The organism is Anaerococcus tetradius (assembly GCF_947087635.1).
Lineage (GTDB): Bacteria > Bacillota > Clostridia > Tissierellales > Peptoniphilaceae > Anaerococcus > Anaerococcus tetradius.
Genome location: NZ_CAMUDP010000014.1, coordinates 34180 through 59670, shown reverse-complemented (window position 1 = coordinate 59670; position 25491 = coordinate 34180). Strand labels below are relative to the sequence as shown.

Annotated in this window: 25 protein-coding genes and 1 riboswitch; of the genes, 21 read left to right on the top strand and 4 right to left on the bottom strand. The window is 35.0% G+C overall.

The window, feature by feature from the left end; translation table 11 throughout:
• Positions 1-262: 262 nt before the first annotated feature.
• The 3 genes from P6936_RS05920 to P6936_RS05910 all read right to left on the bottom strand — a co-directional run bounded on the left by P6936_RS05920 (position 263) and on the right by P6936_RS05910 (position 4567).
• Positions 263-2023 (bottom strand): ABC transporter ATP-binding protein, encoded by a 1761-nt coding sequence (locus P6936_RS05920; protein ID WP_276881107.1) that lies wholly within the window; start codon positions 2021-2023, stop codon positions 263-265.
• On the bottom strand, positions 2020-3759 hold the full coding sequence (locus P6936_RS05915) for an ABC transporter ATP-binding protein (RefSeq protein WP_276881106.1): 1740 nt from the start codon (positions 3757-3759) through the stop codon (positions 2020-2022). Before P6936_RS05915 ends, P6936_RS05920 begins: the two co-directional genes overlap by 4 nt.
• A gap of 196 nt (positions 3760-3955) precedes the next feature.
• On the bottom strand, positions 3956-4567 hold the full coding sequence (locus P6936_RS05910) for a hypothetical protein (RefSeq protein ID WP_004836309.1): 612 nt from the start codon (positions 4565-4567) through the stop codon (positions 3956-3958).
• A 51-nt stretch (positions 4568-4618) separates the two neighbouring features.
• Here P6936_RS05910 and P6936_RS05905 point away from each other — a divergent pair, with 51 nt between their 5' ends.
• Positions 4619-6790, top strand: coding sequence for a DNA internalization-related competence protein ComEC/Rec2 (locus P6936_RS05905; protein WP_276881105.1), 2172 nt, complete (start codon positions 4619-4621; stop codon positions 6788-6790).
• Positions 6787-7800: a DNA polymerase III subunit delta gene (holA, locus tag P6936_RS05900; protein ID WP_276881104.1), complete on the top strand. Its 1014-nt coding sequence runs from the start codon at positions 6787-6789 to the stop codon at positions 7798-7800. Before P6936_RS05905 ends, holA begins: the two co-directional genes overlap by 4 nt.
• Before the next feature lie 61 nt (positions 7801-7861).
• On the opposite strand, the gene rpsT is transcribed toward holA, so the two are convergent.
• Complete coding sequence (gene rpsT / locus P6936_RS05895; protein WP_040349253.1) at positions 7862-8128, bottom strand: 30S ribosomal protein S20; 267 nt, start codon at positions 8126-8128, stop codon at positions 7862-7864.
• 152 nt (positions 8129-8280) lie between these two features.
• On the opposite strand from rpsT, the gene lepB reads away from it, so the two are divergent.
• From lepB to P6936_RS05800, 19 genes are all read left to right on the top strand, one after another.
• Positions 8281-8865, top strand: a complete 585-nt coding sequence (gene lepB, locus P6936_RS05890) for a signal peptidase I (protein WP_004836303.1) — start codon at positions 8281-8283, stop codon at positions 8863-8865.
• Between the two features lie 9 nt (positions 8866-8874).
• Positions 8875-10683 (top strand): translation elongation factor 4, encoded by a 1809-nt coding sequence (gene lepA / locus P6936_RS05885; RefSeq protein ID WP_276881103.1) that lies wholly within the window; start codon positions 8875-8877, stop codon positions 10681-10683.
• A gap of 37 nt (positions 10684-10720) precedes the next feature.
• Complete coding sequence (locus tag P6936_RS05880; RefSeq protein ID WP_276864715.1) at positions 10721-11293, top strand: uracil-DNA glycosylase family protein; 573 nt, start codon at positions 10721-10723, stop codon at positions 11291-11293.
• Between the two features lie 63 nt (positions 11294-11356).
• The gene (locus P6936_RS05875) at positions 11357-12094 is read left to right on the top strand and encodes a hypothetical protein (protein WP_276864716.1); all 738 of its coding nucleotides are present in this window, start codon (positions 11357-11359) and stop codon (positions 12092-12094) included.
• Positions 12095-12102: 8 nt separating this feature from the next.
• Positions 12103-12390 carry an AraC family ligand binding domain-containing protein gene (locus P6936_RS05870; RefSeq protein WP_004836299.1) on the top strand — a complete coding sequence of 96 codons (288 nt, stop codon included), beginning with the start codon at positions 12103-12105 and terminating at the stop codon, positions 12388-12390.
• 33 nt (positions 12391-12423) lie between these two features.
• The gene (locus P6936_RS05865; protein WP_276881102.1) at positions 12424-13257 is read left to right on the top strand and encodes a GNAT family N-acetyltransferase; all 834 of its coding nucleotides are present in this window, start codon (positions 12424-12426) and stop codon (positions 13255-13257) included.
• Positions 13258-13302: 45 nt separating this feature from the next.
• A complete protein-coding gene (hemW, locus tag P6936_RS05860) occupies positions 13303-14421 on the top strand; it encodes a radical SAM family heme chaperone HemW (protein ID WP_276881101.1) in 1119 nt (372 codons plus the stop codon).
• Positions 14422-14537: 116 nt separating this feature from the next.
• Complete coding sequence (gene hrcA / locus P6936_RS05855; RefSeq protein ID WP_276881100.1) at positions 14538-15551, top strand: heat-inducible transcriptional repressor HrcA; 1014 nt, start codon at positions 14538-14540, stop codon at positions 15549-15551.
• 15 nt (positions 15552-15566) lie between these two features.
• On the top strand, positions 15567-16106 hold the full coding sequence (gene grpE, locus P6936_RS05850) for a nucleotide exchange factor GrpE (protein WP_276881099.1): 540 nt from the start codon (positions 15567-15569) through the stop codon (positions 16104-16106).
• A 12-nt stretch (positions 16107-16118) separates the two neighbouring features.
• A complete protein-coding gene (dnaK, locus tag P6936_RS05845) occupies positions 16119-17939 on the top strand; it encodes a molecular chaperone DnaK (RefSeq protein ID WP_276881098.1) in 1821 nt (606 codons plus the stop codon).
• A 103-nt stretch (positions 17940-18042) separates the two neighbouring features.
• Positions 18043-19170, top strand: a complete 1128-nt coding sequence (gene dnaJ / locus P6936_RS05840; protein ID WP_004836291.1) for a molecular chaperone DnaJ — start codon at positions 18043-18045, stop codon at positions 19168-19170.
• Complete coding sequence (gene mtaB, locus P6936_RS05835; protein ID WP_004836289.1) at positions 19170-20465, top strand: tRNA (N(6)-L-threonylcarbamoyladenosine(37)-C(2))-methylthiotransferase MtaB; 1296 nt, start codon at positions 19170-19172, stop codon at positions 20463-20465. Before dnaJ ends, mtaB begins: the two co-directional genes overlap by 1 nt.
• A 75-nt stretch (positions 20466-20540) precedes the next feature.
• Positions 20541-20882 (top strand): histidine triad nucleotide-binding protein, encoded by a 342-nt coding sequence (locus P6936_RS05830; protein WP_004836288.1) that lies wholly within the window; start codon positions 20541-20543, stop codon positions 20880-20882.
• Positions 20883-20921: 39 nt separating this feature from the next.
• Positions 20922-21104, top strand: coding sequence for a 30S ribosomal protein S21 (gene rpsU / locus P6936_RS05825; protein ID WP_004836286.1), 183 nt, complete (start codon positions 20922-20924; stop codon positions 21102-21104).
• Positions 21105-21326: 222 nt separating this feature from the next.
• Positions 21327-21438: riboswitch (FMN riboswitch) on the top strand.
• 76 nt (positions 21439-21514) lie between these two features.
• Entirely contained in the window at positions 21515-22588 is a 1074-nt protein-coding gene (gene ribD, locus P6936_RS05820; RefSeq protein ID WP_004836285.1) for a bifunctional diaminohydroxyphosphoribosylaminopyrimidine deaminase/5-amino-6-(5-phosphoribosylamino)uracil reductase RibD, read from the top strand.
• Positions 22569-23183, top strand: coding sequence for a riboflavin synthase (locus tag P6936_RS05815; protein WP_004836283.1), 615 nt, complete (start codon positions 22569-22571; stop codon positions 23181-23183). Before ribD ends, P6936_RS05815 begins: the two co-directional genes overlap by 20 nt.
• Before the next feature lies 1 nt (position 23184).
• Positions 23185-24393, top strand: a complete 1209-nt coding sequence (gene ribA, locus P6936_RS05810) for a GTP cyclohydrolase II (RefSeq protein ID WP_004836282.1) — start codon at positions 23185-23187, stop codon at positions 24391-24393.
• Positions 24386-24847, top strand: a complete 462-nt coding sequence (gene ribE, locus P6936_RS05805; RefSeq protein ID WP_004836280.1) for a 6,7-dimethyl-8-ribityllumazine synthase — start codon at positions 24386-24388, stop codon at positions 24845-24847. Before ribA ends, ribE begins: the two co-directional genes overlap by 8 nt.
• Positions 24844-25440 carry an HAD family hydrolase gene (locus P6936_RS05800; RefSeq protein ID WP_004836278.1) on the top strand — a complete coding sequence of 199 codons (597 nt, stop codon included), beginning with the start codon at positions 24844-24846 and terminating at the stop codon, positions 25438-25440. Before ribE ends, P6936_RS05800 begins: the two co-directional genes overlap by 4 nt.
• Positions 25441-25491: the final 51 nt, after the last annotated feature.

The window sequence follows — 25491 nt, the reverse complement described above, 5'->3', positions numbered from 1 at the left end:
AACATACCTCCATATTTTTATTTTACATACGGAGGATAAACTAAAACAAGTGGACAATTTTTCGATTAGAATTAATCGATTATTGGACCACTTTTAGTTTATCATTTACAATTGATACATAAAAAATGTATCAACCATTACCCTTTTATCAGGATTTAGGTTGATACACAAAATTATTTACAGACCCAAATAAGAGGTCAGTTAAGCTGGCCTCTTATTACGTCTAAAAGTTGGCTTTATAAGTCTTTGCCGTAAATTTCATCTAGGCATACAAACTAGCCTGACTTTCGAACATTTCCTTGTAGAGTCCATCTTCCTTCATAAGCTCCTCGTGACTACCATTTTCTGTGATTTTCCCATCATCACAAACTATAATCCTATCTGCATACTTGGTAGATGATAGTCTGTGGGAGATGAAGAGGGAAGTTTGACCTTTGGAGATTTTTAGCATATTTTCAAAGATTTCCTCTTCACTTCTTGGGTCTAGGGCGCTGGTAGGTTCATCCATTATGAAAAATTTCCCCTCATGGAAGATTGAACGGGCAAGGGCGAGTTTCTGGCCTATACCTCCAGATGGCTCGACAGACTTATCTGAGAAAAGATAAGTTAGGAAAGTATCTTCCTTTTCTACTTGCTTATCAACCCAGTTTGATAGATTAAGAAGGTCAAAGTCCGTATCCATTTTTTTGTAGTCGTCTTTTCCTATATCATCCTTTAGTTTACTTGTGATATTTTCGCTAATCCTAAAGGGAAAGAGCCTAAAGTCCTGGAAGGTAGGTGAAAGAATCTCATAGTATTTCTTTGTCGAAATCTTAGCTATATCTATATCATTTAGGTAGATGGCCCCATCTGTTGGTTCGTAAAACTTGCACAAGAGCTTGACTATGGTTGATTTACCAGCTCCATTTTTGCCTACTAGGGCTATGGTTTCTCCATTTCCTATCTCAAATGAAGCGTCCTTTAGGACGTAAGATTCACTTGCTGGATACTTAAAGGATACATTTTCAAATCTAATCCTAATCTCATTTGTATCAAAATCGGTGATTTCTCCCTTATCAAGGAGGCCTTCTTCCATTTCAAGGAAGTTAAAAAATACTTCTAATTGAGCATTTACAGAAATAACCTTGGCGTAGTTTTGCTGGATTAGGTTGGTTGCATTTATTACTTGGATTAGGGAGGAAAAATACATGGTAAAGTTTGCAAGGCTAATTGTCTTATCGATTAGTTTGTAGGTGAGGTAAATTAAAGTTAGGATAATCGAGCCATTAGCGCTCACATTCATTATTCCAGTGTAGATTCCATTTTTATTGTAGTAGTCGGTTGAAGAATCAATCATTTCTTGTTGGTAGTATTCTGCTTTTTCTAAAACCAGGTCCTGACCGTCATAGATTTCTAAATCTTTAAAATATCTTAGATCTGCTGCAAAGTTAGCAAAAAACCTATAAGACCTCATATCAGAAATATTATTTTCCTGGTATTTTAATTCATTTTCTTTAATTAATGTTACTATTTTTTTATTGATCAAAACTAGTAAAACTAAAAGAATAATGATGGCTGGATTTAATTTTACCAATATTCCCAAAGATAAAATTCCAGTAATAACTGCTGATATTACCAAAACTATTATGTCATAGAGGGTGAACATTTCCCAAACTGCATAGTGGGCTTGTTCCATCATATCCTGGATTTCCTTGGAGTCGGATTTTTCTATGGGTAGCCTTAGGGATTTTTTTGCAATCTTAAAAGTAAGTTTATCTGACATATCTTCAAAGGTGAGAGTTAGATAATTGTTTAGCCATCTATGGGTTACTTCTTTGATAAAACCTAGACCTATAAGCAAAAGACCAAAACCTAGGCAGTAGGAAATTCTTTTAGCTCCCATAAGCTCATCTATTATTAGTTTTGGAGCAAAAATATTTATAAGTGGCAATAATCCCAGAACAAGGTTTGTGATAATTACCCTAAGGGTGAAAGCTTTATGAATCTTGTCTATTTCTTTAAAAAGTTTTCTTATATTTTTCATAGGACCTCCTTGTAATTTTTTGCCTGGAGCTTATAGAGGTCTTTATAATCTTCGCACGCCTTCATTAATTCATCATGAGTCCCATTTGCGAGAATCTTCCCGTCTTTAAGATAAATTATCCTATCACAAAACTTAGTCGATGCCAGCCTGTGGGAGATAAAAATCGAAGACTTATCTTTTGTCAAATCATCGTAGAGCATATAAAGCTCTCTTTCATTTAGGGCATCAAGTTGGGCTGTTGGCTCATCTAGGATTAAAAGCTTGGCCTTAGATTTTGCAATAGCACGAGCTAAAAATAGCCTTTGCTTTTGGCCACCAGACAAGTCGACCCCGTCATTGTCTAAAATTCTTAAAAGAGTTTGATTATCTTTTTTCTCGTATTTATTTATAATTTCATCAAGGTGGGTCATTTTGTAGATATCATCTATGTTTCTATCCTTAGTCTTCATTAGGATATTTTCTTTAAAGGAAAAAGGCAAAAGATTTGAATCTTGAAATACTGCTGAGATTAGCTTTTTATAGTCTATCTGATAATCCTTTATATCTTCTCCATTTATAAGAATTTTGCCTTCTGTTGGTTCGTACAGACCTGCGAGAAGGAGGGCGAGGGTTGACTTACCAGCACCATTTTCTCCTACAAGGGCGATGGTTTCTGAGTCTTTTATCCTTAGATTTATGTCTTTAAGAACATAGTCATCTGTACCTGGATATTTGAAAGAAACATTGTCAAGGACAATTTCTACTTGTTCTGGATAAATTTCTTGTTTTTCATCCTTATAGACATTTGTAATCTTAAAAAATGGCTTAAACATGGTGAAGTTTCTCCTGATATCAGAAAAAAACCACATGGTCTCGTGGTTAAAGGCAATAAAAGCAAAGATTGACGTAAAATAGACATAAAAATTTGCTAGAGAAATCCTTCCAGCGACAAGACCTGTCATTAGCCAATAGATAATAAGTCCATCCCTAATTAGGTTAAAAACATTTGCCAGGGTGAAAAGTCTTAAAGTCTTAGTATTGACTCCTTCTAGGCGATTTATCCTATCCTTGTTGGTTTTTCCATAATAGGACTTAAATATCCTTATGGTATCGAAAATCAAAATATCTTGCTTAGATAGGGGAGATTTCATTTCGTTATTGAGTTTGGTGAACTTATCCCAATTTGGACTCATATCGCCCCAATAGTTATTATATGATTTTGTAACTTGGTTTAAAAGCAACCAGGAAATTATGCTTAGGATAATGGTTGTAGCAAGAACCCATAGGTCCATAGATGTAAATATCCACAAAAAACCACCGATAGAAATTACCATGGCAAAAACATTTGGCAAATCCATCATTATGCCACCAGCTCCGAGCCAAGGCGATTCTACAGCCTTCATGGTATCACTTATTTTTTCGGATTCTGACTTTTCCTTTTTTTTGGCGTAGGGGAGATAGAGTGAATACTCTGTGATCATATTCATTAGCTTATAACGGACGTGGTTCATCCTCATCCTGTAATTGCCCATGACAAAGGCATCAAAAAAGCTGATTAATGAAGAAATAAAAAATAAGCCTAGGAAAAATACTGGAAAAATTCTAGGATTTTTCTGGTAATTTTCTAAAATATAGGCAGGTGAAATAATCCATAAGAAGGGCTTAATCCCTACAAATAGACCGTAAAGTGCGATTAGTAAAAACATGATTGGCTCCAAATGAGCCATTTTTTTAATTAAAAATTTCAATTCGTGCATATAATATTTTTCTCCTTGTGTTTTTAGTAAGGATCAAGGAGTATCCATGATACTTACTTATTATAGTCTTTTAAAATCTTTTCTTTCTACTATGATCATTTTTCTATGCTCCTTTCTGTTAATATGTTTTCATTTTAGCATAATAAATTATCCTCTGCAAGAAATAAAAGCACCTAGATTTTTGTCTAAGTGCTTTTTAGCCTGCTGTAAAGATTATATATTTAGTCTTGTTTTCAAAGTAGGACGCCTTTATATCAAAGGATTTAATCTTGTAGGTCTTATCATAGGCTATAAGATTGTTGATAGTTTTTCCTATGGCCCTAAGCTCGACTATCCCCTTATCCTTGTTAAGTCTAAGTCCCTTATCTATGGCATATTTTACCAAATCTTCTAGCAATTTTTCGTTAAAGTCGCTAGCTGGGTTTTCTATTAAAATCTTGCCATGGTTATCTTCTAGAAAAAAGCTTATTTTCTCAGAAGAATAATAGGTCTGATAGAAGATTTTGAAGAGACAAAAGCTTGTGGCATAGGCTAGATTATGGTGTCTTATTTCCTTATCTATATCTATAATAACTTCTTTTCGGTTTTCTTTGCCTTCGATAAGGTGGACTAGATTGTCCTTTTTTTCTTCAACTTCTAAAATTTTGTGGCCGGATATAAAACCCTCATCAGCTATTAGTAAATCGTTTTTAGGGATGACTATAGTTTTATCTAGGATTAGGTAGGTGTTATTGTTGACAAATTTTCTGGATAAGACATTTGCTCTTATATTTGTAATTTCTGGAAATTGTTCATAAATCTTAGTCATTTTAAACCTCTCTTTTATTATATCATATGATATAATAAAAAAGAGGAATTTATGAGAAAAAACTTATTTTTATTTTTGATGGGCCTATTAGCTGGGGCAGGCCTTTTCATAACTTATGAAAATTTACCTATATTTATTGTTTTATTGTTAGGCTCAATTCCTGCTTGTTTTGCCTTTTATAAGAAATCTTCCCTAGGATATTTCTTTGTAGGCCTAATCCTATGCTTTAGTATTTCTTCTATAAGTCTGAAGAAAGAAAGGATAACTTATAAAAAGATTGATAAGTGCCATCTAACAATTCTCGAAAAGAGGAAGGAAGATGACAGTTTTAGGTATTTTGTGAGGATAAATAAGGGGAAATTTTCTGCTAAGAGCGTTTTGTTTACCAACAAGGACTTACAGATTGGGGATGACTTTTATTCAGATATCAAAATAAAAGAGCCTAGGACTAACACCAACCCTAATCTTTTTTCTTATAGGAAGTATCTAGCTAGCAAGAAAATTTTTTCGCAAGTAGAAATTAAAGCTCCCCAAAGACTTTATAGGGGAGGCCATTTCTTTCTAGGGTTTAGAAATTCTTTTTATACTTATATCCACAGGATATTTGAAAAGAATCTAACTAAGAGGGCAAGTGACTTTGTCATATCAGTTCTCCTTGGTGAAAATCTCATAGAAAATACCGATATCAAAGACTTGGGTCTCAGCCATATCCTAGCAGTATCAGGCCTTCATATGGACCTACTTGTGGCATTTATTCTCTTTGTCTGTAATCGCTTAAATATAAATTATAAGTACGGCTATGCCCTAGCCCTAGGTCTAACTTTTTGTTATGGATATCTCATAGCTTTTCCCTTTTCCATCCTTAGGGTTATAGGTCTTAATCTCATTGGCTTTATGGCATTTTTACTAAAAAAACCCTTCGATAAGATAAAGGCCCTTCTATTTTTAAGTTCTTTAATCCTACTGGTAAAACCCTTTGCTCTCTTCAATGCTGGCTTCATCCTAAGCTTTGCAGCATCATTTGGGGTTTATCTTATCTATCCAAAGTTTAGGAGCAAAAGAAAATCTTATACTATGGATAGCCTTGCCTTTACAGGATCTATCCAGCTAGGTCTTAGTCCCTTTATAATTTTTTATTATGGAAGGATTAATCTCTTGAGTATCTTGGCAAACTTCCTTATCCTACCTATCTTTACTCTGGCTATGTATATAATCTTTGCCTTGGTATTTTTCTATCCGCTTTTAGGAAAGATTTTGGGAATTTTTTTTGGGGTTTTGGACTTTTTGGTCAATTCACTCTTAAATATTACAATTCTTCTAAATAAGATAAGTTTTTTTAAGTTTGACTTTGCAAAGCCTAGCATTATACTTGCAATCTATGCTTTTTTGCTAATAATTTTTCTTTTGAATACCAACAAGAGGGACTTAAAGAAAAAGGCTAATATATTCTTGCTGTCGGCTATCATAATCTTAGCTTCTCTTATCAATGAATCGAGGGAGCTTTCCTATCAGATGATTGATATAGGCCAGGGAGATGCCTTCATGATTAAAGATGGGACTAATTATTATCTAATTGATGTGGGTGGCCCTAAGGATAAGATATATGATTCTGGAGAGAAAATCTTAATACCCTATCTAAAAAGCTTGGGTATTAGAAAAATCAAGGCCATCTTTATAACTCACGAGGATAAGGACCATGTGGGAAACTTGGATATGGTATGTGATAATTTCAAGGTTGAGCATATTTTTACCGACCAATTAAATTATGAAGGTCTAAAGAAATATAAAGTTAAAATCCTAAAGAAGGGCGACCGCCTTAAATTGAATTCTGTTTTATTTGATTGTATATTCGATGGTGATGAGTCTAGCGAGAATGCAAATTCTTTGGGACTTTTGATTGACATAAGGGGAATAAAAATTTTAAGTATGGGTGATTTGCCGGGAGAGTTTGAAGATAAATTAGATACAAGGGCCGATATATTGAAGCTTTCCCACCATGGCTCTAAGACTTCGTCTTCGAGGGCCTTTATAGAAAAAGTAGATCCGAAGCTGGTTTTGATTTCAGCTGGAAGAAACAACTCCTATGGCCATCCTAATAAGGAGGTCTTGGAAAATGTCTATGACAGAAAAATTTATAATACACAGACAGATGGCTTGGTCAAGATGGACTTTAGCCATGGGTTTAAGGTTGAGAAATTCCTTAAAGGAGGATATTTTAGATGAATTATATGGAATTTATGAAAAAATTTATAGGAGGGGACTTGGAGGGGGTCTACCTATTTGACTCCGAAGAAGAATATCTTTCGGATTTAATTATAGAAGATGCAAGTAAGCTTGTAAGTATCAAGGACTTTAACTTTATTGATATTAAGGGGCCTGCAAGTTATGAGGATATCAAAAATTCCATAGAAACCTATCCTGTAATGGAAGATAGGAAGTTAATTCTTTGGAGAAATATCGACCTATCAAAGACTGCTATTAAAAATTATAAGGAAATTTTAGATAGCTTGTTGGAAGACTTCAAGGATTTTCCTTCTTATGCAATTATGTTTATCTTTCCAGACAAGGCAGTCTTCAAGGGAAAGTTCTATAAGGAGCTTTTAAAGAAAGACCGCCTTGTAAAGATTGAAAGATTAAATAGGAAACAACTAGTTTCTTTTGTAGGTAAGAGATTTAATAGGGCTAATAAGAAGATTAAAAACTCCTTGATTGATGATATTATAGACAGATTTTCTTACCTAAATAAGGATAGTGAGATAAAATTATACGATGTTGTTAATACTATAGAAAAAATAATAGCCAATTCTGATAGGGAATTGGTAACAAGCGAGGATGTAAAAGAGCAACTTGATGAGATTTTAAATATTAACATTTTCAATCTAACTGATGCCCTAGCTAGCAAAAACAAGGCCAAGTCCATAGAGACTTATTATCAGATGAAAAATTCAGGTGAGGACCTATTTATGATCTATCACATGATAGTTAGGCAAGTTAGGAATATGATAGGAATAAAAACTTTGACCAAGAGGGGATTTAATGATTCTTTTATAGGCAAAAGCTTGGGGATTTCTCCCTTTGAACTTAGGAAGTTGAAGGCTTTTGTGGGAAACTTCACTGAAGATGATTTATATAAGCTTCACGACTACCTTTTTGAAATGGATTTTAGGCAAAAAAGCGGGGTTTTTGATATGGACCTTGCCATAACTATTCTAATAGGAAAATTTACAAAATAAAAAATGAGTGATTATCAGTAGACATATGTGAGGATCCGATACTGATATTCACTCATTTATATTATGCGTTAATTTCGTTAAGAGCCTTAGCTAGTCTTGATGTTGTTCTAGCAACTTTGTTTTTGTGGACAACATTTTTAGCTTCAGCTTGCTTTAATCTCTTGTCAGCTTTCTTGAAGTAAGAAGTAGCTTTTTCAAGGTCTTTTTCTTCTATAGCAGCATCAAACTTTTTGATAAGAGTCTTGATCTCGCTTTTTCTAGATTTATTTCTTTCAGTATTTCTTCTAGCGATGTCGATTCTTTTTTTACTAGATTTAATATTTGCCATTATGCTTTCACCTCTTTCCCGAACATTTTTGTTCGACTGATACATTTTACCATAAATAGAGAAATTAAACAAGCATTATTTTAAAAAACTCTTTATTTATTTGGAAGAAATCAAAATATAGTATATAATTTAATAAGAAATGAGAGGTTTATATGAGTGAAAATAATAAAAATTCAAAAAAAGATAGCATTCTTTATGTAATCTGGGATTGGGTTAAGACTATTGCTATAGCCTTGATTATTACAATACTTGTAAAGATGTTCATAGTGGATGCGACAAAAGTTTCAGGCAAATCCATGCAAAACACCCTCCACGATGGAGATATACTTCTAGTAGATAAAATAGGAAGTAGATTCCGTGGTTATAATAAGGGAGATATAGTAATCCTTAAAGCCCCTGACCATCCAGGAAGATTATATGTAAAAAGAATTATCGGAGAAGAAGGCGATACTATTAAGCTAAAGGATGGAAAAGTTTTTGTGAATGATAAACAACTTCAGGAAAATTATACTTCTATCCCACAAACTGAGCCTAATAGCGAAGTTACAGAATGGACTTTGGGAGCTGATCAATATTTTGTTATGGGAGATAATAGGATTCCTGGAGCAAGCAATGATTCTAGAAGTTTCGGGCCTATCTATGGTGAAAGCTTGGTAGGACACGCCTTTGTTAGGTTCTACCCTATAGCTAGGGTCGGCTTAATAGATCACAAGCCATATCCAGACCAAAACAATTAAAGGAGTTGTATGAAGAAAAAAGAAAATATTAGAAATTTCTCTATAATTGCTCATATAGACCATGGCAAGAGCACTTTGGCAGATAGACTTATAGAAAAAAGTGAGAATCTTTCTGAAAGGGAGATGTCTAGCCAAATGCTTGATGATATGGAACTTGAGCAAGAAAGAGGAATAACTATAAAATTAAAGTCTATCAAAATTCAATACAAGGCCAAGGACGGAAGGGTCTATGACCTAAATCTCATAGATACTCCTGGCCATGTGGACTTTAACTATGAAGTGTCAAGATCTCTAAAGGCTTGCGAGGGAGCAATCCTTGTAGTCGATGCAAGTCAGGGTGTTGAAGCACAAACTCTTGCCAATACTTATCTAGCCCTAGATCAGGACCTTGAAATCCTTCCAGTATTAAATAAAATTGACCTACCATCAGCAAGGGTAGATGAGGTTAAAAACGAGATTGAAAATGAAATCGGTCTTGACTGCTCAACTGCTCCACAAATTTCTGCCAAAACAGGTCTAAATATTGAAGATGTCCTAGAGGATATAGTAGCAAATGTTCCTGCACCAGAAGATCATGATGATAAGCCCCTCAAGGCTTTGATATTTGATTCTTATTATGATTCTTATGTAGGAGTTGTTTGTTATGTAAGGGTCTTTGAGGGTGTAGTAAGGCCTGGCGATGAGATAGTTATGATGAATACAGGCAAGAAGTATGAAGTAAATACTGTCGGCTATACTATGAAAAAAAGAATCGCTACTAAGGAATTAAGAAGTGGTGATGTTGGTTTTATTGAAGCGAGCATTAAGGAAGTAAAGGATGCAAGAGTCGGTGATACTATAACAAGTGTAGAAAACCCAACAGATAAGCCTCTATCAGGCTACAAGGAAGTTCTTCCTATGGTTTATTCTGGTATCTATCCTGCTGAAGGAGAAAGTTTTGATAAACTTCGTGATTCACTTGAAAAGCTTCAAGTAAATGACGCAGCCCTTGTCTTTGAGCAAGAAAATTCTCAAGCCTTGGGGGTTGGTCTTAGGGCAGGATTTTTGGGACTTCTTCATATGGATATCATAACCCAAAGGCTAGAAAGGGAATATGACCTAGATATAATCGCAACAGCTCCATCAGTTATTTACGATGTAAAGCTAAAGGGCAAGGATAAAGTTTTAAAGCTACAAAATCCAAATGACTTCCCAGACCCAACAGAGATAGAGTATATCGAGGAGCCTATAACAAGATCTGAGGTAATAACACCAAAGGAGTATATAGGTCAAGTAATGGATCTTGCCCAATCTAGGAGGGGTGAGCTTATGGATATGACCTATATTGATGAGAATAGGGTATCTATTAAGTACAAGGTTCCTCTCAACGAAGTTATCTATAACTTCTTCGATTCTCTTAAATCAAGGAGCAAGGGTTATGCTTCGCTTGACTACGAGCTAATCGGTTATCAGAAATCAGACCTAGTTAAATTAGATATTCTTATTAATGATCAAAGCGTAGATGCCCTATCTCTTATAGTTCACAGGGATAATGCCTATGCAAGGGGCAGGGGAATAGTTGAAAAGCTCAAGGATGAAATTCCTAGACAACAATTCGCAGTTCCAATCCAAGCTGCTATCGGTGGCAAAATTATAGCAAGAGAAACAGTTAAAGCTCTTAGAAAGGACGTTATTGCCAAGTGCTATGGAGGGGATATTTCAAGAAAGAAGAAACTCCTCGAAAAGCAAAAAGAGGGCAAGAAGAGAATGCGTCAATTAGGAAATGTGGAAGTTCCACAAGATGCCTTCCTAGCTGTACTTAAACTTGATGATGAATAAGCAATCCTTTGGGTTGCTTTTTCTTTAAGGTATTTTTATGAAAGTAGAAGAGATAAAAGAAAAGTTAAGAAAAGATGAAAGAAATAAATCCTATAGTCTAAGAGCCATTGATCCTATTTTTCAAGTTCACAAACAATCCAAGCTTCTAATTATTGGTCAAGCTCCAGGACTAAAGGTTGAACAAACAGGTATTTTATTTAATGATAAGAGTGGAGAAAGGTTAGTCGATTGGCTAGGAATTGATATGAAAAGGCTCCATGGGCCAGAGATTTCAATCTTACCTATGGATTTCTATTATCCAGGTAAGGGCAAAGCAGGAGATAAGGCTCCGAGAAGATTCATAGCGAGAGAATATCATCCTTATTTGTTAGATGAGCTTAATAATATAAAACTTACGATTTTGATAGGAGCTTACTCACAGAGATTTTATCTCAAAGAAAAATTCAAAAAGAACTTAACAGAAACAGTGAGAGCTTACAAACAATATCTGCCAGAATATTTCCCCATAGTTCATCCAAGTAGCCTCAATAATAGGTGGATGGCGAAAAATCCCTTCTTTGAAGAGGAAGTCCTTCCTGCACTTAAAATTATTATTAAAAAAATTCTCTAAATTATTCTTGGCAAAATTGGGTATAGAGATAATGTTGATAATAATTATCAGCAAGGAGGATTTATGGAAAATACCGACTATAAGATATATAAAGTTAAAATTTTAGATATAAAAGATGAGTTTAAGAATGTAAAGACTTATACTTTGGAAAAACCAGAAGGCCTAACTTGGCAGGAAGGATCAAGTTTTCATCTAGCGATTCCAGGCTTTAATGACAAGGGAGAGCTTAACAAGAAACTAATCCACCACCTAAGCATCAATACCCTAAGCGATGAGGATACAGTAAACTTTACAACCAAGTTTTCTATAAGGAAGTCCGACTTTAAAAAGGCTCTTTTGGCAAAGAAAGTTGGCGATTACCTTGAATTTTTCAAGATTAAGTGCCATATGAAGCTTAGGAGGGAGAATAAAAAAATTGTTCTTCTATCTATGGGTATTGGTCTATCTACTATGAGACCTCTTATAAATAAGTTTAAGAAAGACCCAAGTGGTATTGCTGAGCTTGTAAGTATCAACGTAGCTAGAAAGGACAATCACCTCTTTGAGTCTGAGATTTCGACAGTAGATGATAAGATTTTTAGGCAAATCTGGGTGGACTCAAGAGCAAATTTCTTCGAAATATTAAGAAAAATGGATGTTAAAGATTCTATATTTTATGTAGTAGGAAGCAATGAGTTCCTTCTTGATAATATTGTAATTCTAAGAGAACTTGGAGTAAGCGATAAAGATATAATGATTGATTTGAATGATAAGAAAAGAGCTAGTATGTTTATGGCAGCTAGTAAGCATGTATTTTTGTAAGGAGAATTATGAAAAAGTTAAGCGCTAATATTTTGGATGGTAAATTTGAACACTTGATTGACGAAGATAAATTACAAGTGACCCACTTGCAAATAAAATCTGGTGAGGAAATACCTAGCCATGAATCGGATAAGACGGTAATTGTTGTGATTTATAGGGGCAAGGTTGATTTTGTGGGAGAAGATGGAAAAGATATTATTATTCCTGGAGATATAATCCGAATGGATCCTCATGAAATCCATTCCCTCAAGGCAATTGAAGATAGTGACTTGTTAGTTATAAAGGCGGCGATTTAAGACGAAAGTCGCCTTTTTATTTAGGAGCAATTTATGAATATTGATATTAATACAGATAAAATTATACTTAGCGGAAAAAGAATTAGCCTTAGAGCCTTTTGTCAAGATGATTTGGAGGATTTTTATGAATATGCCAAAACTCCTGGTCTTGGCGAGGCAGCAGGCTGGTTTCACCATAAATCCCTTGAGGATAGTAAGAAGGTCTTGGATTCTTTTATAAAAAATAAGAATATCCTAGCCATAGTTAAGGATAAGAAGGTTATAGGCTCTATCGGCATCCACAAGTATGACGAAGAATTCTTACCGAATCTTTCTGATAAGAAAACAGCACAGCTTGGCTTTGTTTTGTCAAGTGATTATCAGGGTAAAGGGCTAATGACAGAAGCCCTGGAGCTAATAATATCTTATTTGTTTGATGATTACGGCATAGATGTCCTTGTTGGAGGGTTTTATAGGGGTAATTTTAAGTCAAAAAGTCTCCACGAAAAGTTAAATTACAAGTATTATTCCTCACATTTGACAAAGACCAATATGGGGACTATGGAAGTAACCCATGAGTATATCCTAGAGAAAAAAGATTTTATGGCCTATCTTGATAGAAAGAATGAAGATTTAGAAAAAAGAGATGCTCAAGCTATAAATTCTAATCCAAAACAAAAAATCAGCTATGAGTCTATCGAAGAGTCAGGGGTATTTGAGAAAAGTATGGTATTTGCTAATAGCTTAATATTTGTGAAAGCTGGTCTTGTAAAATATGAGGACGCTCTTTATATAGCTGGTGATTTGATAAAAATTAATAAGACTAAGACTATAAATCTAGAAGGACTTAGGGACTCACAGATTATTATAGTTGAAAATGATATCTAGTTGTATTTTAGGAAAGATTGTATTTAAAGGAACTTGGGAGCTAAGATGAAGAAAGTTGGTTTATATATCCATATTCCATTTTGTGAGAAAAAGTGCTATTATTGTGATTTTACAGCCTTCGCTCACTTGGATAGGTGGATAGAGCCTTATATCAAAAATTTGAAAAGAGAGCTTAGCCTTTATAGGCAAAGTCTTACGCTTACTATTGATACAATTTATATAGGCGGTGGCACTCCTTCCTACATAGATGAAAAATACATAAGTGAAATCGTAAGTGAAGTAAGAAAATTTCCCTGCGAGATAAAGGAATTTAGCCTTGAGTGCAATCCTAACTCTATAAATAAGGATAAGTTAAAGCTATATGAGGATTTGGGAGTTACTAGGATTTCTTTGGGAGTACAAAGTTTTGATGATTTAGTCCTTAATAATATAGGGAGAAATCACAAGAAAGATATAGCTATTAGGGATATAGAGATGATAAAGAATTTTGATTTTGACCTTTCTTTCGACCTTATGCTTAATCTTCCTGGTCAAGACTTTTCCTCAATCAAAAAAGACCTAGCCTATGTAAAAGCCTTAGACCCAGATCATATTTCTTGGTATAGTTTGATTCTTGATAAGGGTTCAAGATTTTATGCCTTAAATGAAAAAGGCAAGCTTGAGCTTATGGACGATGATAGGGAAGTTGATATTTTTAACTACATAGTTGATAAATTGGAAAGGCTAAATCTTAATAGATATGAGATATCTAACTTTGCAAAGCCTGGCAAAGAGTCTATCCATAACAAAAAATACTGGGATATAGAAGGCTATCTTGCTTGCGGACTAGGAGCATCTGGCTTTTTATCTAATGTGAGATACTCGAATGCTAGTAACTTTGTAATCTACGAGAAGATGTTAAAAGAAGGAAAGAAGCCTATAGTCAGCAGGGAATTTATTAGCCAAGAAGAAAGGGAGAAAGAATATATAATTTTCAAACTAAGGCAGACCAGGGGGATAAACTTAGAGGAGTTTAGAAAAGAATTTAAAGCTGATTTTTTGGAAAAATATAAGAAGGCCATTGATAAATTCATTGATGATGATTTTTTTGTAATTGATGATTGCTTTTCTTTCACAAAAAAAGGCATGGAACTTTCTAATGAGTTTTACCTAGAAATTATTTAGAAAATACAATATTTATCTTTAAAGATTATTTTGCTTATTTACTTGACAATGATTTTATACTAAGTATATTATAATTAGCAGTCGGAAGTAAAGAGTGCTAAAAGGAGTGAGAAGCTTTGAAAGATAGAAGAACACAAATACTTTTCTCTATCATAGACTCATATATTTATAATGGAGAGCCTGTTGGTTCAAAGTCTTTGGCTGATGATTACTCATTTGATGTATCGCCGGCTACTATTAGAAATGATATGAGTTCCCTTGAGAAAAATGGTTTCTTAAAGAAAGCTCATACATCTAGTGGCAGATTACCTTCTGATAAGGGTTATAGACTATTTGTCGACTACCTTTTGGAAAATGGCCTTATTGAAGAAGCCAAGTTTAATAATTTTACAAATATTAGACAACTTCTGGATAAGAGATACCATAACGCTAGTGACATCATTGAGACTGCGACCAAAACTTTGGCAGCTATGACTAATTTGACGGCAGTATCTGTTAGTTTCAAAAAGGAGATATCCAAGATTGTAAATGTTGAACTTATGAGGGTATCAGAGAATTTCCTCTTACTCATTGCAGTTTTTGATAATGGATCCTTGGTGAATGAACAAATACTTCTAGATTATCCAATAAGCGATGAAGATTTACTAAATCTTAACAATATCCTAAATCATGAGCTGATAGGCCATAAGCTTACAGAAATTGATAAAATTTTGGATGATTTGGAAAAAAATATGCTTACAAATTACAAGAAGCTGGTAGATATTATAGGACAAAGAATTAATAATAATTCCAAAGATGAGTTAAATAGAGATGTCAGAATCGAAGGGATTGGCAATATCTTCAATTTTAAAGAGTTTGACGATTTAAACAAGGCTAGAGATTTCATCAAGCTATTTGATAGCAAGGATGTTATCAAGGATTTGTTGTCAGATATTGAAGATAAGAATTTAGTAATAACTATAGGCGAGGAAAATCCTATAGATTTGCTAAAGGAATCTACTATCATAACTTCTTATTTTAATGTAGATGAAAATACAGTAGGAAAGATTGGTATAGTCGGTCTTACTAGGATTAATTATAAGGAAGTTATAGCTAGTATCAGGATGATTTCTGATTTATTAAATGAATAAAGGAAGGTAAATGTCTTGGCAAATGAAGAAAAAAAAGATGAGAATTTAGATATAGAAGATAAAGAAAATCAAGATGAAGATTGTATAGAAGCTGAAATCGTAGAAGATGACGAAAAAGAAGCTGCGAAAAAGCCTAGTGATGAAGTAAACGAATATCAAGAAAGATATCAAAGACTTCTAGCAGACTTTGATAATTATAAAAAACGTGAAGAGGCTAACAAGGCCGACTTTAAGAAGTTTGCTTCAAGTTCATTGGTAGAAAAGCTCCTACCTGTTATAGATAACCTAGATCGTGCCTTGGCAAAGGCTGATGAGAATGATGCCTTCGTGGAAGGAGTAGTCATGACAAGGAAAGAACTATTGAAGGTCTTAGCAAACGAAGGCCTTGAAGAAATTCCATCTGATGGTTGCGAATTTGATCACAATATCCACCAAGCAGTTCTTGCAGAAGATTCAGATGAGGTAGAGAGCAATCACATAATAGAAACATTCCAAAAAGGATATAAGTTAAATGGAAGACTACTTAGACCTGCTATGGTTAAGGTAGCAAATTAGGAGGAAAAGCATATGGCAAAAATTATAGGAATTGACTTAGGAACAACAAACTCAGCAGTAGCTGTTATGGAAGGTGGTACATCTACAATTATTCCTAATAGCGAAGGAAATAGAACAACACCATCAATCGTAGCTTTCTCAAAGGACGGAGAAAGACTTGTAGGTGAAACAGCTAAAAGACAAGCTATCACAAATCCACATAGGACTATAGCATCAGTTAAAAGAGAAATGGGTCATGATTGGAAGAGCTCTGAAATTGATGGCAAACAATATACACCAGAAGAAATCTCAGCTATGATTCTTCAAAAACTAAAGGCTGATGCTGAGGCTTACTTAAATGATACAGTTACAAATGCAGTAATCACAGTACCTGCTTACTTTACAGATGCTCAAAGACAAGCAACAAAAGACGCTGGACAAATCGCAGGTCTTAAAGTGGATAGAATTATAAACGAACCAACAGCTGCTGCCCTTGCTTATGGTATGGACAAAGAAACTGACCAAGCTAAGATTATGGTTTACGACCTAGGTGGTGGTACTTTCGATGTCTCTATCCTAGAAGTTGGTGATGGAGTATTTGAAGTATTATCAACAAGAGGAAATAACAGACTAGGTGGAGATGACTTTGATAATGCTCTTGTAGAATATTTGGCAGATGAGTTTAAGAAAGAAAGTGGCGTTGATCTTAGAAAAGATTTAACTGCGATGCAAAGACTAAAAGATGCTGCTGAAAAAGCTAAAAAAGAGCTATCATCAACACTTTCAACAAGTGTATCCCTACCATTCATCACAGCAGTAGATGGTCAACCAGTTCACTTAGAGCAAACTATTAGTAGAGCTAAGTTTGATGAGCTAACCAAACACCTTGTTGATGAAACAAGAAAGCCAGTTGAAGATGCCCTAAGAGATGCAGGCCTAAGTGCAAGTGATATCGAAAAAGTTCTTCTTGTAGGTGGTTCTACAAGAGTTCCAGCTGTTCAAGAATTAGTTAAAAATCTAATAGGCAAAGAACCACAAAGAGATATCAACCCTGATGAATGTGTTGCCCTTGGTGCAGCTATCCAAGGTGGTGTACTAAGTGGTGAAGTAAAAGACTTGCTCCTTCTTGATGTTACACCATTATCACTCGGTATCGAAACCCTTGGTGGAGTTGCTACAAAACTTATTGAAAGAAATACTACAATCCCTACCAAGAAATCTCAAGTATTTACAACAGCAGCAGATGGCCAAACAGAAGTTGACATCCATGTTGTTCAAGGTGAACGTGAAATGGCAGCAGATAACACAACCCTTGGTAGGTTCCAACTTACAGGAATCCCTGCTGCAAGACGTGGAGTTCCACAAATAGAAGTAACCTTTGATATAGATGCCAATGGTATAGTTAATGTAACAGCTAAGGATAAGGGCTCAGGAAAAGAACAAAAGATTACTATTACTTCATCATCTAACCTATCTGAGGAAGAAATCGATAGAAAAGTAAAAGAAGCAGAACAATTTGCTGAAGAAGATAAGAAAAAGAAAGAAAGCATAGACGCAAAGAATAACGCTGAAAACTTGGTTTATCAAGCAAGAAAGACAATAGAAGAAGCTAAACTTGAAGGAAGCGAAAAAGAAGAAATGGAAGCAGAAATCAAGAAACTAGAAGATGCTATTAAGTCAGATGATATTGATCAAATCAAGGCTCAAACAGAAAGTCTTACCCAAAAAATTTACTCAATGAGTGAAAAAATGTATAAGGCTAATGAAGCAGGAGCAAATGCGCAAGATGCTTCAGCAAACAAGGAAGATGTAGTAGATGCTGACTATGAAGTAATTGATGAGGACGAAGAGTAAGCAGGACTTATGATTGAAAATAATCACAAAGATGGTATGATTATATAAAAATAAAGAGCTATTTCCATGGTGAAATAGCTCTTTTTAGTGAGATGGAGGTTACATGAGAGACCCATATGAGGTGCTTGGTGTAGAGAAAACTGCCGACCAAGCTGTTATTAAAAGAGAATATAGAAAACTAGCTAAGAAATACCATCCAGACCTAAATCCAGACAATGAAGAAGCTGCAGAAAAATTCAAGGAAGCAAGTCTCGCCTACGAAATACTATCAGACGAACAGAAGAGAAGTCAGTATGATAGATTTGGATCTGCTGCCTTTGAAGGCGGTCAAGGAGGCTTTGGTGGCTTCTCTGGTTTTTCACAGGGTGGATTTGATGATATATTTGGAGACTTGTTTGGAGATATATTTGGTGGAGGATTTTCTTCACAAGCTAGGGCGAATCGTCCAATAAAAGGAGCAGATATCCAACAAGTAATAAATTTAAGCTTCCAAGAATCTGCCTTCGGTATAAGTAAGGATGTACAAGTAAGACATGAAGTAACTTGTCACGTTTGTGATGGCAAAAAAAGCGAAGACCCTTCTAAGGTTCACACTTGTGATAAGTGCCATGGTAGGGGAAGCTTTAATCAAGTAAGCCATACTGCTTTCGGCACTATGTCTAGAACTGTTGTTTGTGATAAGTGTGGGGGAAGTGGAGAAATAATTGATGAAGCTTGCTCAAATTGTAAGGGATCTGGTAAGGAATTTAAGTCTGAAACAGTTAGGGTAGACATACCTGCTGGTGTAGAAGATAACAATGTCATAAGAGTAGCTGGCAAGGGCCATGTTGGAGAAAATGGAGGTCCTTACGGAGATTTATATCTTATCTTAAAAGTTAAAGAGCATGAAATCTTTAAAAGAGATGGGCTAGATATCTATTATGAAATGCCAATTTCCTTCACAAAAGCCACTCTTGGCGGTGAAATAGAAATTCCAACCCTAAAGGCAACTAGAAAGTTTGAAATCCCAGCAGGAACTCAAACAGGAACTAAGTTTTCTCTAAGGGGTGAAGGAATCAAGGACAAGAGAAGAGGAAGGACTGGAAACCTCTACTTCTATGTAAAAGTTATAACACCAACTAAGCTTACAAAGGAGCAAAAAGAAGCCCTAGAAAAATTTGCAAGCATTAGTGGAGAAGAAGTTAAAGAAGAAAAATCATTCTTTGAAAAATTAAAGGACTTTTTTGATTGATGAATAAGACATTTAATATAATAACCCTTGGGTGCAAGGTCAACCAATACGAGTCAGAGGCGGTAGAGGAGATATTTAAGTCTAGGGGCTACAAGAAAAAACAAGATGGAGCCGACATATATGTAATCAACACCTGTACAGTTACAAATATGAGCGATAGAAAATCTAGGCAGATGATATCTAGGGCAAGACGAGATAATCCAGAAGCTGTAATAGCGGTTATGGGATGCTATTCTCAAGTAAAGCCTGATGAGGTTTTAGCCATAGAGGGTGTGGATATTGTACTAGGCTCTAGAAATAAGGAAGAAGTAGTAGACCTTTGCGAGGATGTCCTCCAAAACAAGACAGCTATAGATAGGGTTATATCCCTTAGCGAGTCCAAAAGTATAGAAGAGTTAGAAATTTCTAATCAAGAGGATATGACTCGTGCCTATATGAAAATCCAAGATGGCTGTAATATGTATTGTTCATATTGCCTAATTCCCTACGCCAGGGGAAATATAGTAAGTCGCGATATGGAATCTATCAAAGAAGAAGCGATTAGACTTGCCAAAAATGGCTACAAGGAAATAGTTCTAACAGGTATCCATGTTGCAAGCTATGGCAAGGATTTGAAAAATGGGAAACGCCTTATAGATGTAATAGAAGAAGTTGCAAAAACGGATGGCATTGAAAGAATTAGACTATCAAGCATGGAGCCAAGACATATCACCAAGGACTTCCTAGAAAGAATGAAGGCTACTAGAAAGGCTTGTGATCACTTTCACCTATCCCTCCAATCAGGATCCGATGAAATACTAAAGGCTATGAATAGGAAATACGACACAGAAATCTATGAACAAAAAGTTAAGCTCATTAGAGAAGTTTTTCCTAATGCAGGTATTACTACAGATATAATAGTAGGCTTTCCAACAGAAACAGAAGAAAATCATAGACAGACCAAGGAATTTGTAAAGAAAATTAAATTCTCAAAGACCCATCTATTCAAATACTCAAAAAGAGACGGAACTAAGGCAGCTGATATGAAACCAGAAGTCGATGGAAATGTCAAAAGACAAAGACTAAAAGAGCTAGAAGAAATAGAAAAAGCCAATAGGGAAAACTTCCTCAAAAATCAAATAGGAAAAACCCTATCAGTCTTATTTGAAAGTAAGTCTGATATAGACGGATTTAAGTCTGGGTATTCGACAAACTACCTAAGGGTAAATGTCAAAGATGAAATTTCAAATAACGAAATAAGGGATGTCCTAATCACAGAGATAAAAGATGATGAATTAGTGGGTAAAGTTCTATAAAATAACAAAAAATTAAGCTTTAGTCTTTACCTTAGGCTTATTTTATGGTATCATATATATCAATGGGGGTGAAGTATGGATTGTGTATTTTGTAAGATTGTAGAGAAGGAAATTCCTTCAGAAATAATCTATGAAGATGATAATGTAATTGCATTTAATGATTTAGATCCACAAGCACCTATCCATTTTCTTGTAATACCAAAAAAGCACATAGAAAGCGTAGCCAAATTGGAAGAATCCGACCTAAAATATCTAGATTCTATCTTCCTTGCTATCAAAAAAATAGCATCAGAAAAAGGCCTAGATGAAGAGGGATACAGGGTTGTAACTAATATTGGTGAAGGTGGGGGTCAAAGCGTGCCTCACTTGCATTTTCATGTACTAGGAGGCCGAGGATTTAAGTGGCCACCAGGCTGATTGAAAAAATTTGTGCGAATACGAGAGGGGGGATAGCAAATGACAGAGATCAGAGTTGGAGAAAACGAATCAATCGATAGTGCAATCAAAAGATTCAAAAGACAATGCGCAAGATCCGGTGTACTTTCTGAATACAGAAAAAGAGAACACTACGAAAAACCAAGCGTTATAAGAAAAAAGAAAAATGACGCTGCAAAGAGAAAAAATAGAAAAAGCAGATAATAATTTAAGAAGCTTCGGCTTCTTTTTTTATAAGTTTTTTTGTTAGTAATAAAGAATTTTATGTAATAGGTTAGGAAAATCTTGATACAAAGTTTTTAAGTGATCAAAAAATTAATAATAGGAAGCTATAGGCCTTCTTCTGAAAATATTACATAAAAATACAAAAAAAAGTCTTGACAAATCTTTTCCTGTATCTTATACTATAATTAAGTTAATAATAAATTTAATCTTCAGGGCGGAGTGCAAGTCTCCACCGGCAGTAAAGTCTGCGAGCGCAAGCCGAATCGGTGCGATTCCGATACCGACAGTATAGTCTGGATGAGAGAAGAGTTTTTCTATGCTTATTTTGCATAAAAATAAATTCTAAGTCCCTGAAAGGGGACTTTTTTTAGTTCCCAAAAGGAGAAATAATGAATTATGATAACTTAATGAGAGAATGTTTTTCTCTTGCTCGTAAGGGCAGAGGAAAGGTTTTAACTAATCCTATGGTTGGAGCTATAGTTTATAAGGATGGGGAAGTTATCGGAAGAGGTTACCACAAGAGTTTTTATGATGACCATGCAGAAATCGATTGCTTTAAGAATTTGAAGGGATCGGCTGAAGGGGCAACTCTTATAGTAAATCTCGAACCTTGTTCCCACTTTGGCAAGCATCCACCCTGTGTTGATGAAGTCATTAGAAGAAAAATAAAGAGAGTTGTAATTTCAAATATCGATACAAATCCAAAGGTTGATGGGATAAGTAAACTTAAAGCTTGTGGTATCGAAGTCATAAGCGGAGTTTTGGAGGAAGAAGGAAAGAAGCTTAACGAAAAGTTTTTCTTTAATATGAGCCACAAGAGGCCCCTAGTTGCCCTTAAATACGCTCAAAGTCTTGATGGAAAGATTGCTACTGGAAAATTTGATTCCAAGTGGATTTCTAATGAGAAGTCAAGAGAGTTTGTCCATCAACTTAGAAATGATTATGACGCTATAATAGTTGGCAAGAACACTCTCCTAACTGATAATCCTAGGCTTACATCAAGAATAGATAAGGGGATAGATCCTGTAAGAATTATTGTTAGTGATTCGCTTGATTTGAATCCTGACCTTGAAGTTTTTAAGGAAAACTCAGATGGGAAAACTTATATAGCAAGTTCATCTGATAAAGATATAAAGCTCGATTCTGGTCTAATAAGATGCAAAAGTAAAAATGGCCATATAGATTTAGAAGATCTTTTGAAAAAGCTCTATGAGAAAAATATAGGCTCAGTCCTTGTCGAGGGCGGTTCAGTCCTTAATAATTCTTTTTTGGAAGAGGATTTGATAGATAAGATATATCAATTTATGGCGCCTATTATTGTTTCAGGCTTTTATTCAAGATCAGCCTTTATTGGTAAGGGTGTAGGTTATATCAAAGATGCCAAAAGATTTAGGATTGATGATATTAAAAGATTTGGTGAAGATGTGATGTTTGAGGTAAATAATGTTTACAGGAATAGCTGAGGAGTTGGGTCTTGTAAAGGAATTTAAGCAAAAGTCCGATACGGTTGAAATAAAAATCGCCTGCAAAAAAGTTTTAGAGGAAACTAAGCTTGGAGATTCGATAATGACTGATGGGGTTTGCCTTACAGTAACAGAAATTACAGATTCCTACTACAAGGCAGATATTATGAATGAATCCCTAAAAAAGACTAAGTTTGATAGGTCTCTTCTAGGTAAGGAAGTTAATCTTGAAAGGGCCCTAAGATTTTCAGATAGGCTTGACGGTCACATAGTTCAAGGCCACGTTGATGGAGTGGGAAGGCTAATTTCTATAAATAAAAATGTCTATAGATTTAAAACGAATAGGGAAATAGGGAGATTTATAGTAAACAAGGGCTCGATTGCCATAGATGGTATATCGCTTACGGTATCTTTCGAAAACGACGATATATTTGAAGTCTCTCTCATACCAGAAACCCTATCTAGGACAAATTTAAAGAATAAAAGGGTCGGAGACTTGGTAAATCTTGAAACAGATATCTTATCAAGGATAGTCGAGAAGTTATATAGAAGCGAAAAAAAGGAGGATAGGGACTCACTTTTGAGTCTATTATAAGATGAGTAGGATTGAAGAAGCTATACAAGCACTAAGAAATAACGAGATAATTTTAGTAACTGATAATGAAGATAGGGAAAACGAAGGCGATATGATTTGCGCTGGAGAAAATGTTACTGGACAGATGATTAATATTATGGCGACCTATGCTAGGGGCTTGATTTGTACACCAATCGGTAGCGAAGTTGCAAGAAGATTATCCCTAAATCCTATGGTTGTGCAAAATACCGACAATCACGAAACAGCCTTTACAGTTTCAGTAGACCACATCAATACCTCTACAGGAATTTCAGCCTTCGAGAGAGCGGAAACTATAAGGGCACTTGCTGATGGTAAATCCCTTGCCAGCGATTTTAGAAGACCTGGCCATGTTTTTCCTCTTGTAGCCAAAGATGGAGGAGTCCTCGAAAGAGATGGTCATACAGAAGCAACCATTGACCTATTAAGGCTTGCAGGTCTAAGGGAAGTTGGCATTTGTTGTGAAATTATGGATAGTGATGGTCATATGATGAGAGGAGAAGACCTCATAAAATTGGCTGAAAAACTAAATCTAAAGATTACTACAGTTGAAGAAATTCAAGAATACAGGAAAAATTTAGAAGTAGATTTAATTTCTACAAATCCAGTAAATCTACCAAGTGAATATGGTAACTTTAAGGCCTATGCTTTCTTGGATAGAAAAACTGGCAAGGAGCATGTAGCAGTTGTCAAGGGCGATATCCAAAAAGACGGAGTCCTTACAAGGATTCATTCAGAATGTCTAACTGGTGATGTTTTAGGCTCTAGAAGATGTGATTGTGGTAGCCAACTTCATAAGGCTTTAAGAAATATAGAAGAAAATGGCTCTGGCGTCCTCCTTTATTTAAGGCAAGAGGGTAGGGGCATAGGCTTATTCAACAAATTAAAGGCCTATGAGCTTCAAGAACATGGCTACGATACTGTAGATGCTAATCTAAAATTAGGTTTTCCTGAAGATATGAGGGATTATAAAATAGCTTCAGAAATGTTAAAAAGCCTTGGTGTAAAATCAGTAAGACTTATGACTAACAATCCTGATAAGATTAATCAATTGGAAGAGTATGGTATAAAAGTTGAGTCAAGATGTCCTCTAGAAATAAAATCTAATGATACAGATAGAAAATATCTAGAAATAAAAGCTAAGAGAATGGGTCATAAATTAAGAGAATTTAAGGAGATAAAAAATGCGTGAATATAGTGCTAATTTACTTTCAAATGATAAGAAATATGCAGTTTTGGTTGCAAGATTCAACCACTTTGTTACAGATAGGCTAGTAGAAGGCTGTCTAGATACTCTAAAAAGACACGACACCAAGGAAGAAAATATTGACATAATAAGAGTTCCTGGTGCCTTCGAGATTCCTCTAGTTGCCAAAAAACTTGCCAAGAAAGATGAATATGATGCGGTAATCTGCCTTGGAGCAGTTATTCGTGGAGATACTCCTCACTTTGACTATGTTTGTTCCGAAGTTTCTAAGGGAGTTGCCAATGTTTCATTAGAAAGTGAAAAGCCAGTTATATTTGGAGTAATCACCGCAGATACAATAGATCAAGCCCTCCAAAGATCAGGCATTAAGGCAGGTAATAAGGGTAGTGAAGCAGCCCTTGCTGCAATCGAAATGGCAAATCTAATGGAAATATTATGATAGTCATTTTTGACTTCGATGGAACTATTCATAAGACTGAACTTGTTTATAAGCCAGCCCTCTATAAGACTTTAGGAGAGCTTGGTATAGATCCTAATAGCCTTGATTATAGGAAATATATAGGCATGAGTCCTAAGGCTTGTTGGGATGATATCCTAAAGGATGATTCAAACAAGGAACATCTAATTAAACTTAATGGACGAAGGATTAGGGAAAACTTAGAAAAAACTGGGGCACTTTATGAAAACTCTTACAAAACTCTCAACTATCTAAAAGAAAAATACGACTTATACATTTTATCTAAGTGCCTTAGGGCTTATATGGATGAAGCCAGAAGGGTTTATGGATTGGATAAGTATTTTACTAAGTATCTTGTTGGCGAAGACTTCGACTTTATTGATAAATACGAAATCTTAAGGCAAAGCCTTGAGGATGATTATATCATGGTAGGCGATAGGAAAGAAGATATACTAGCAGGCTATAAAAATAATAAAAAGTCTGTCTTTGCTTCTTATGGTTATGGTAAGCCTGAAGAAGGTAGGCTTGCTGATTATAAGATAGATGATATTTGTCAATTAAAGGAAATATTATAAAATTAAAAACTTTAATAATTGTCATAGGGCTCTTGTGAAATAATCAATAAT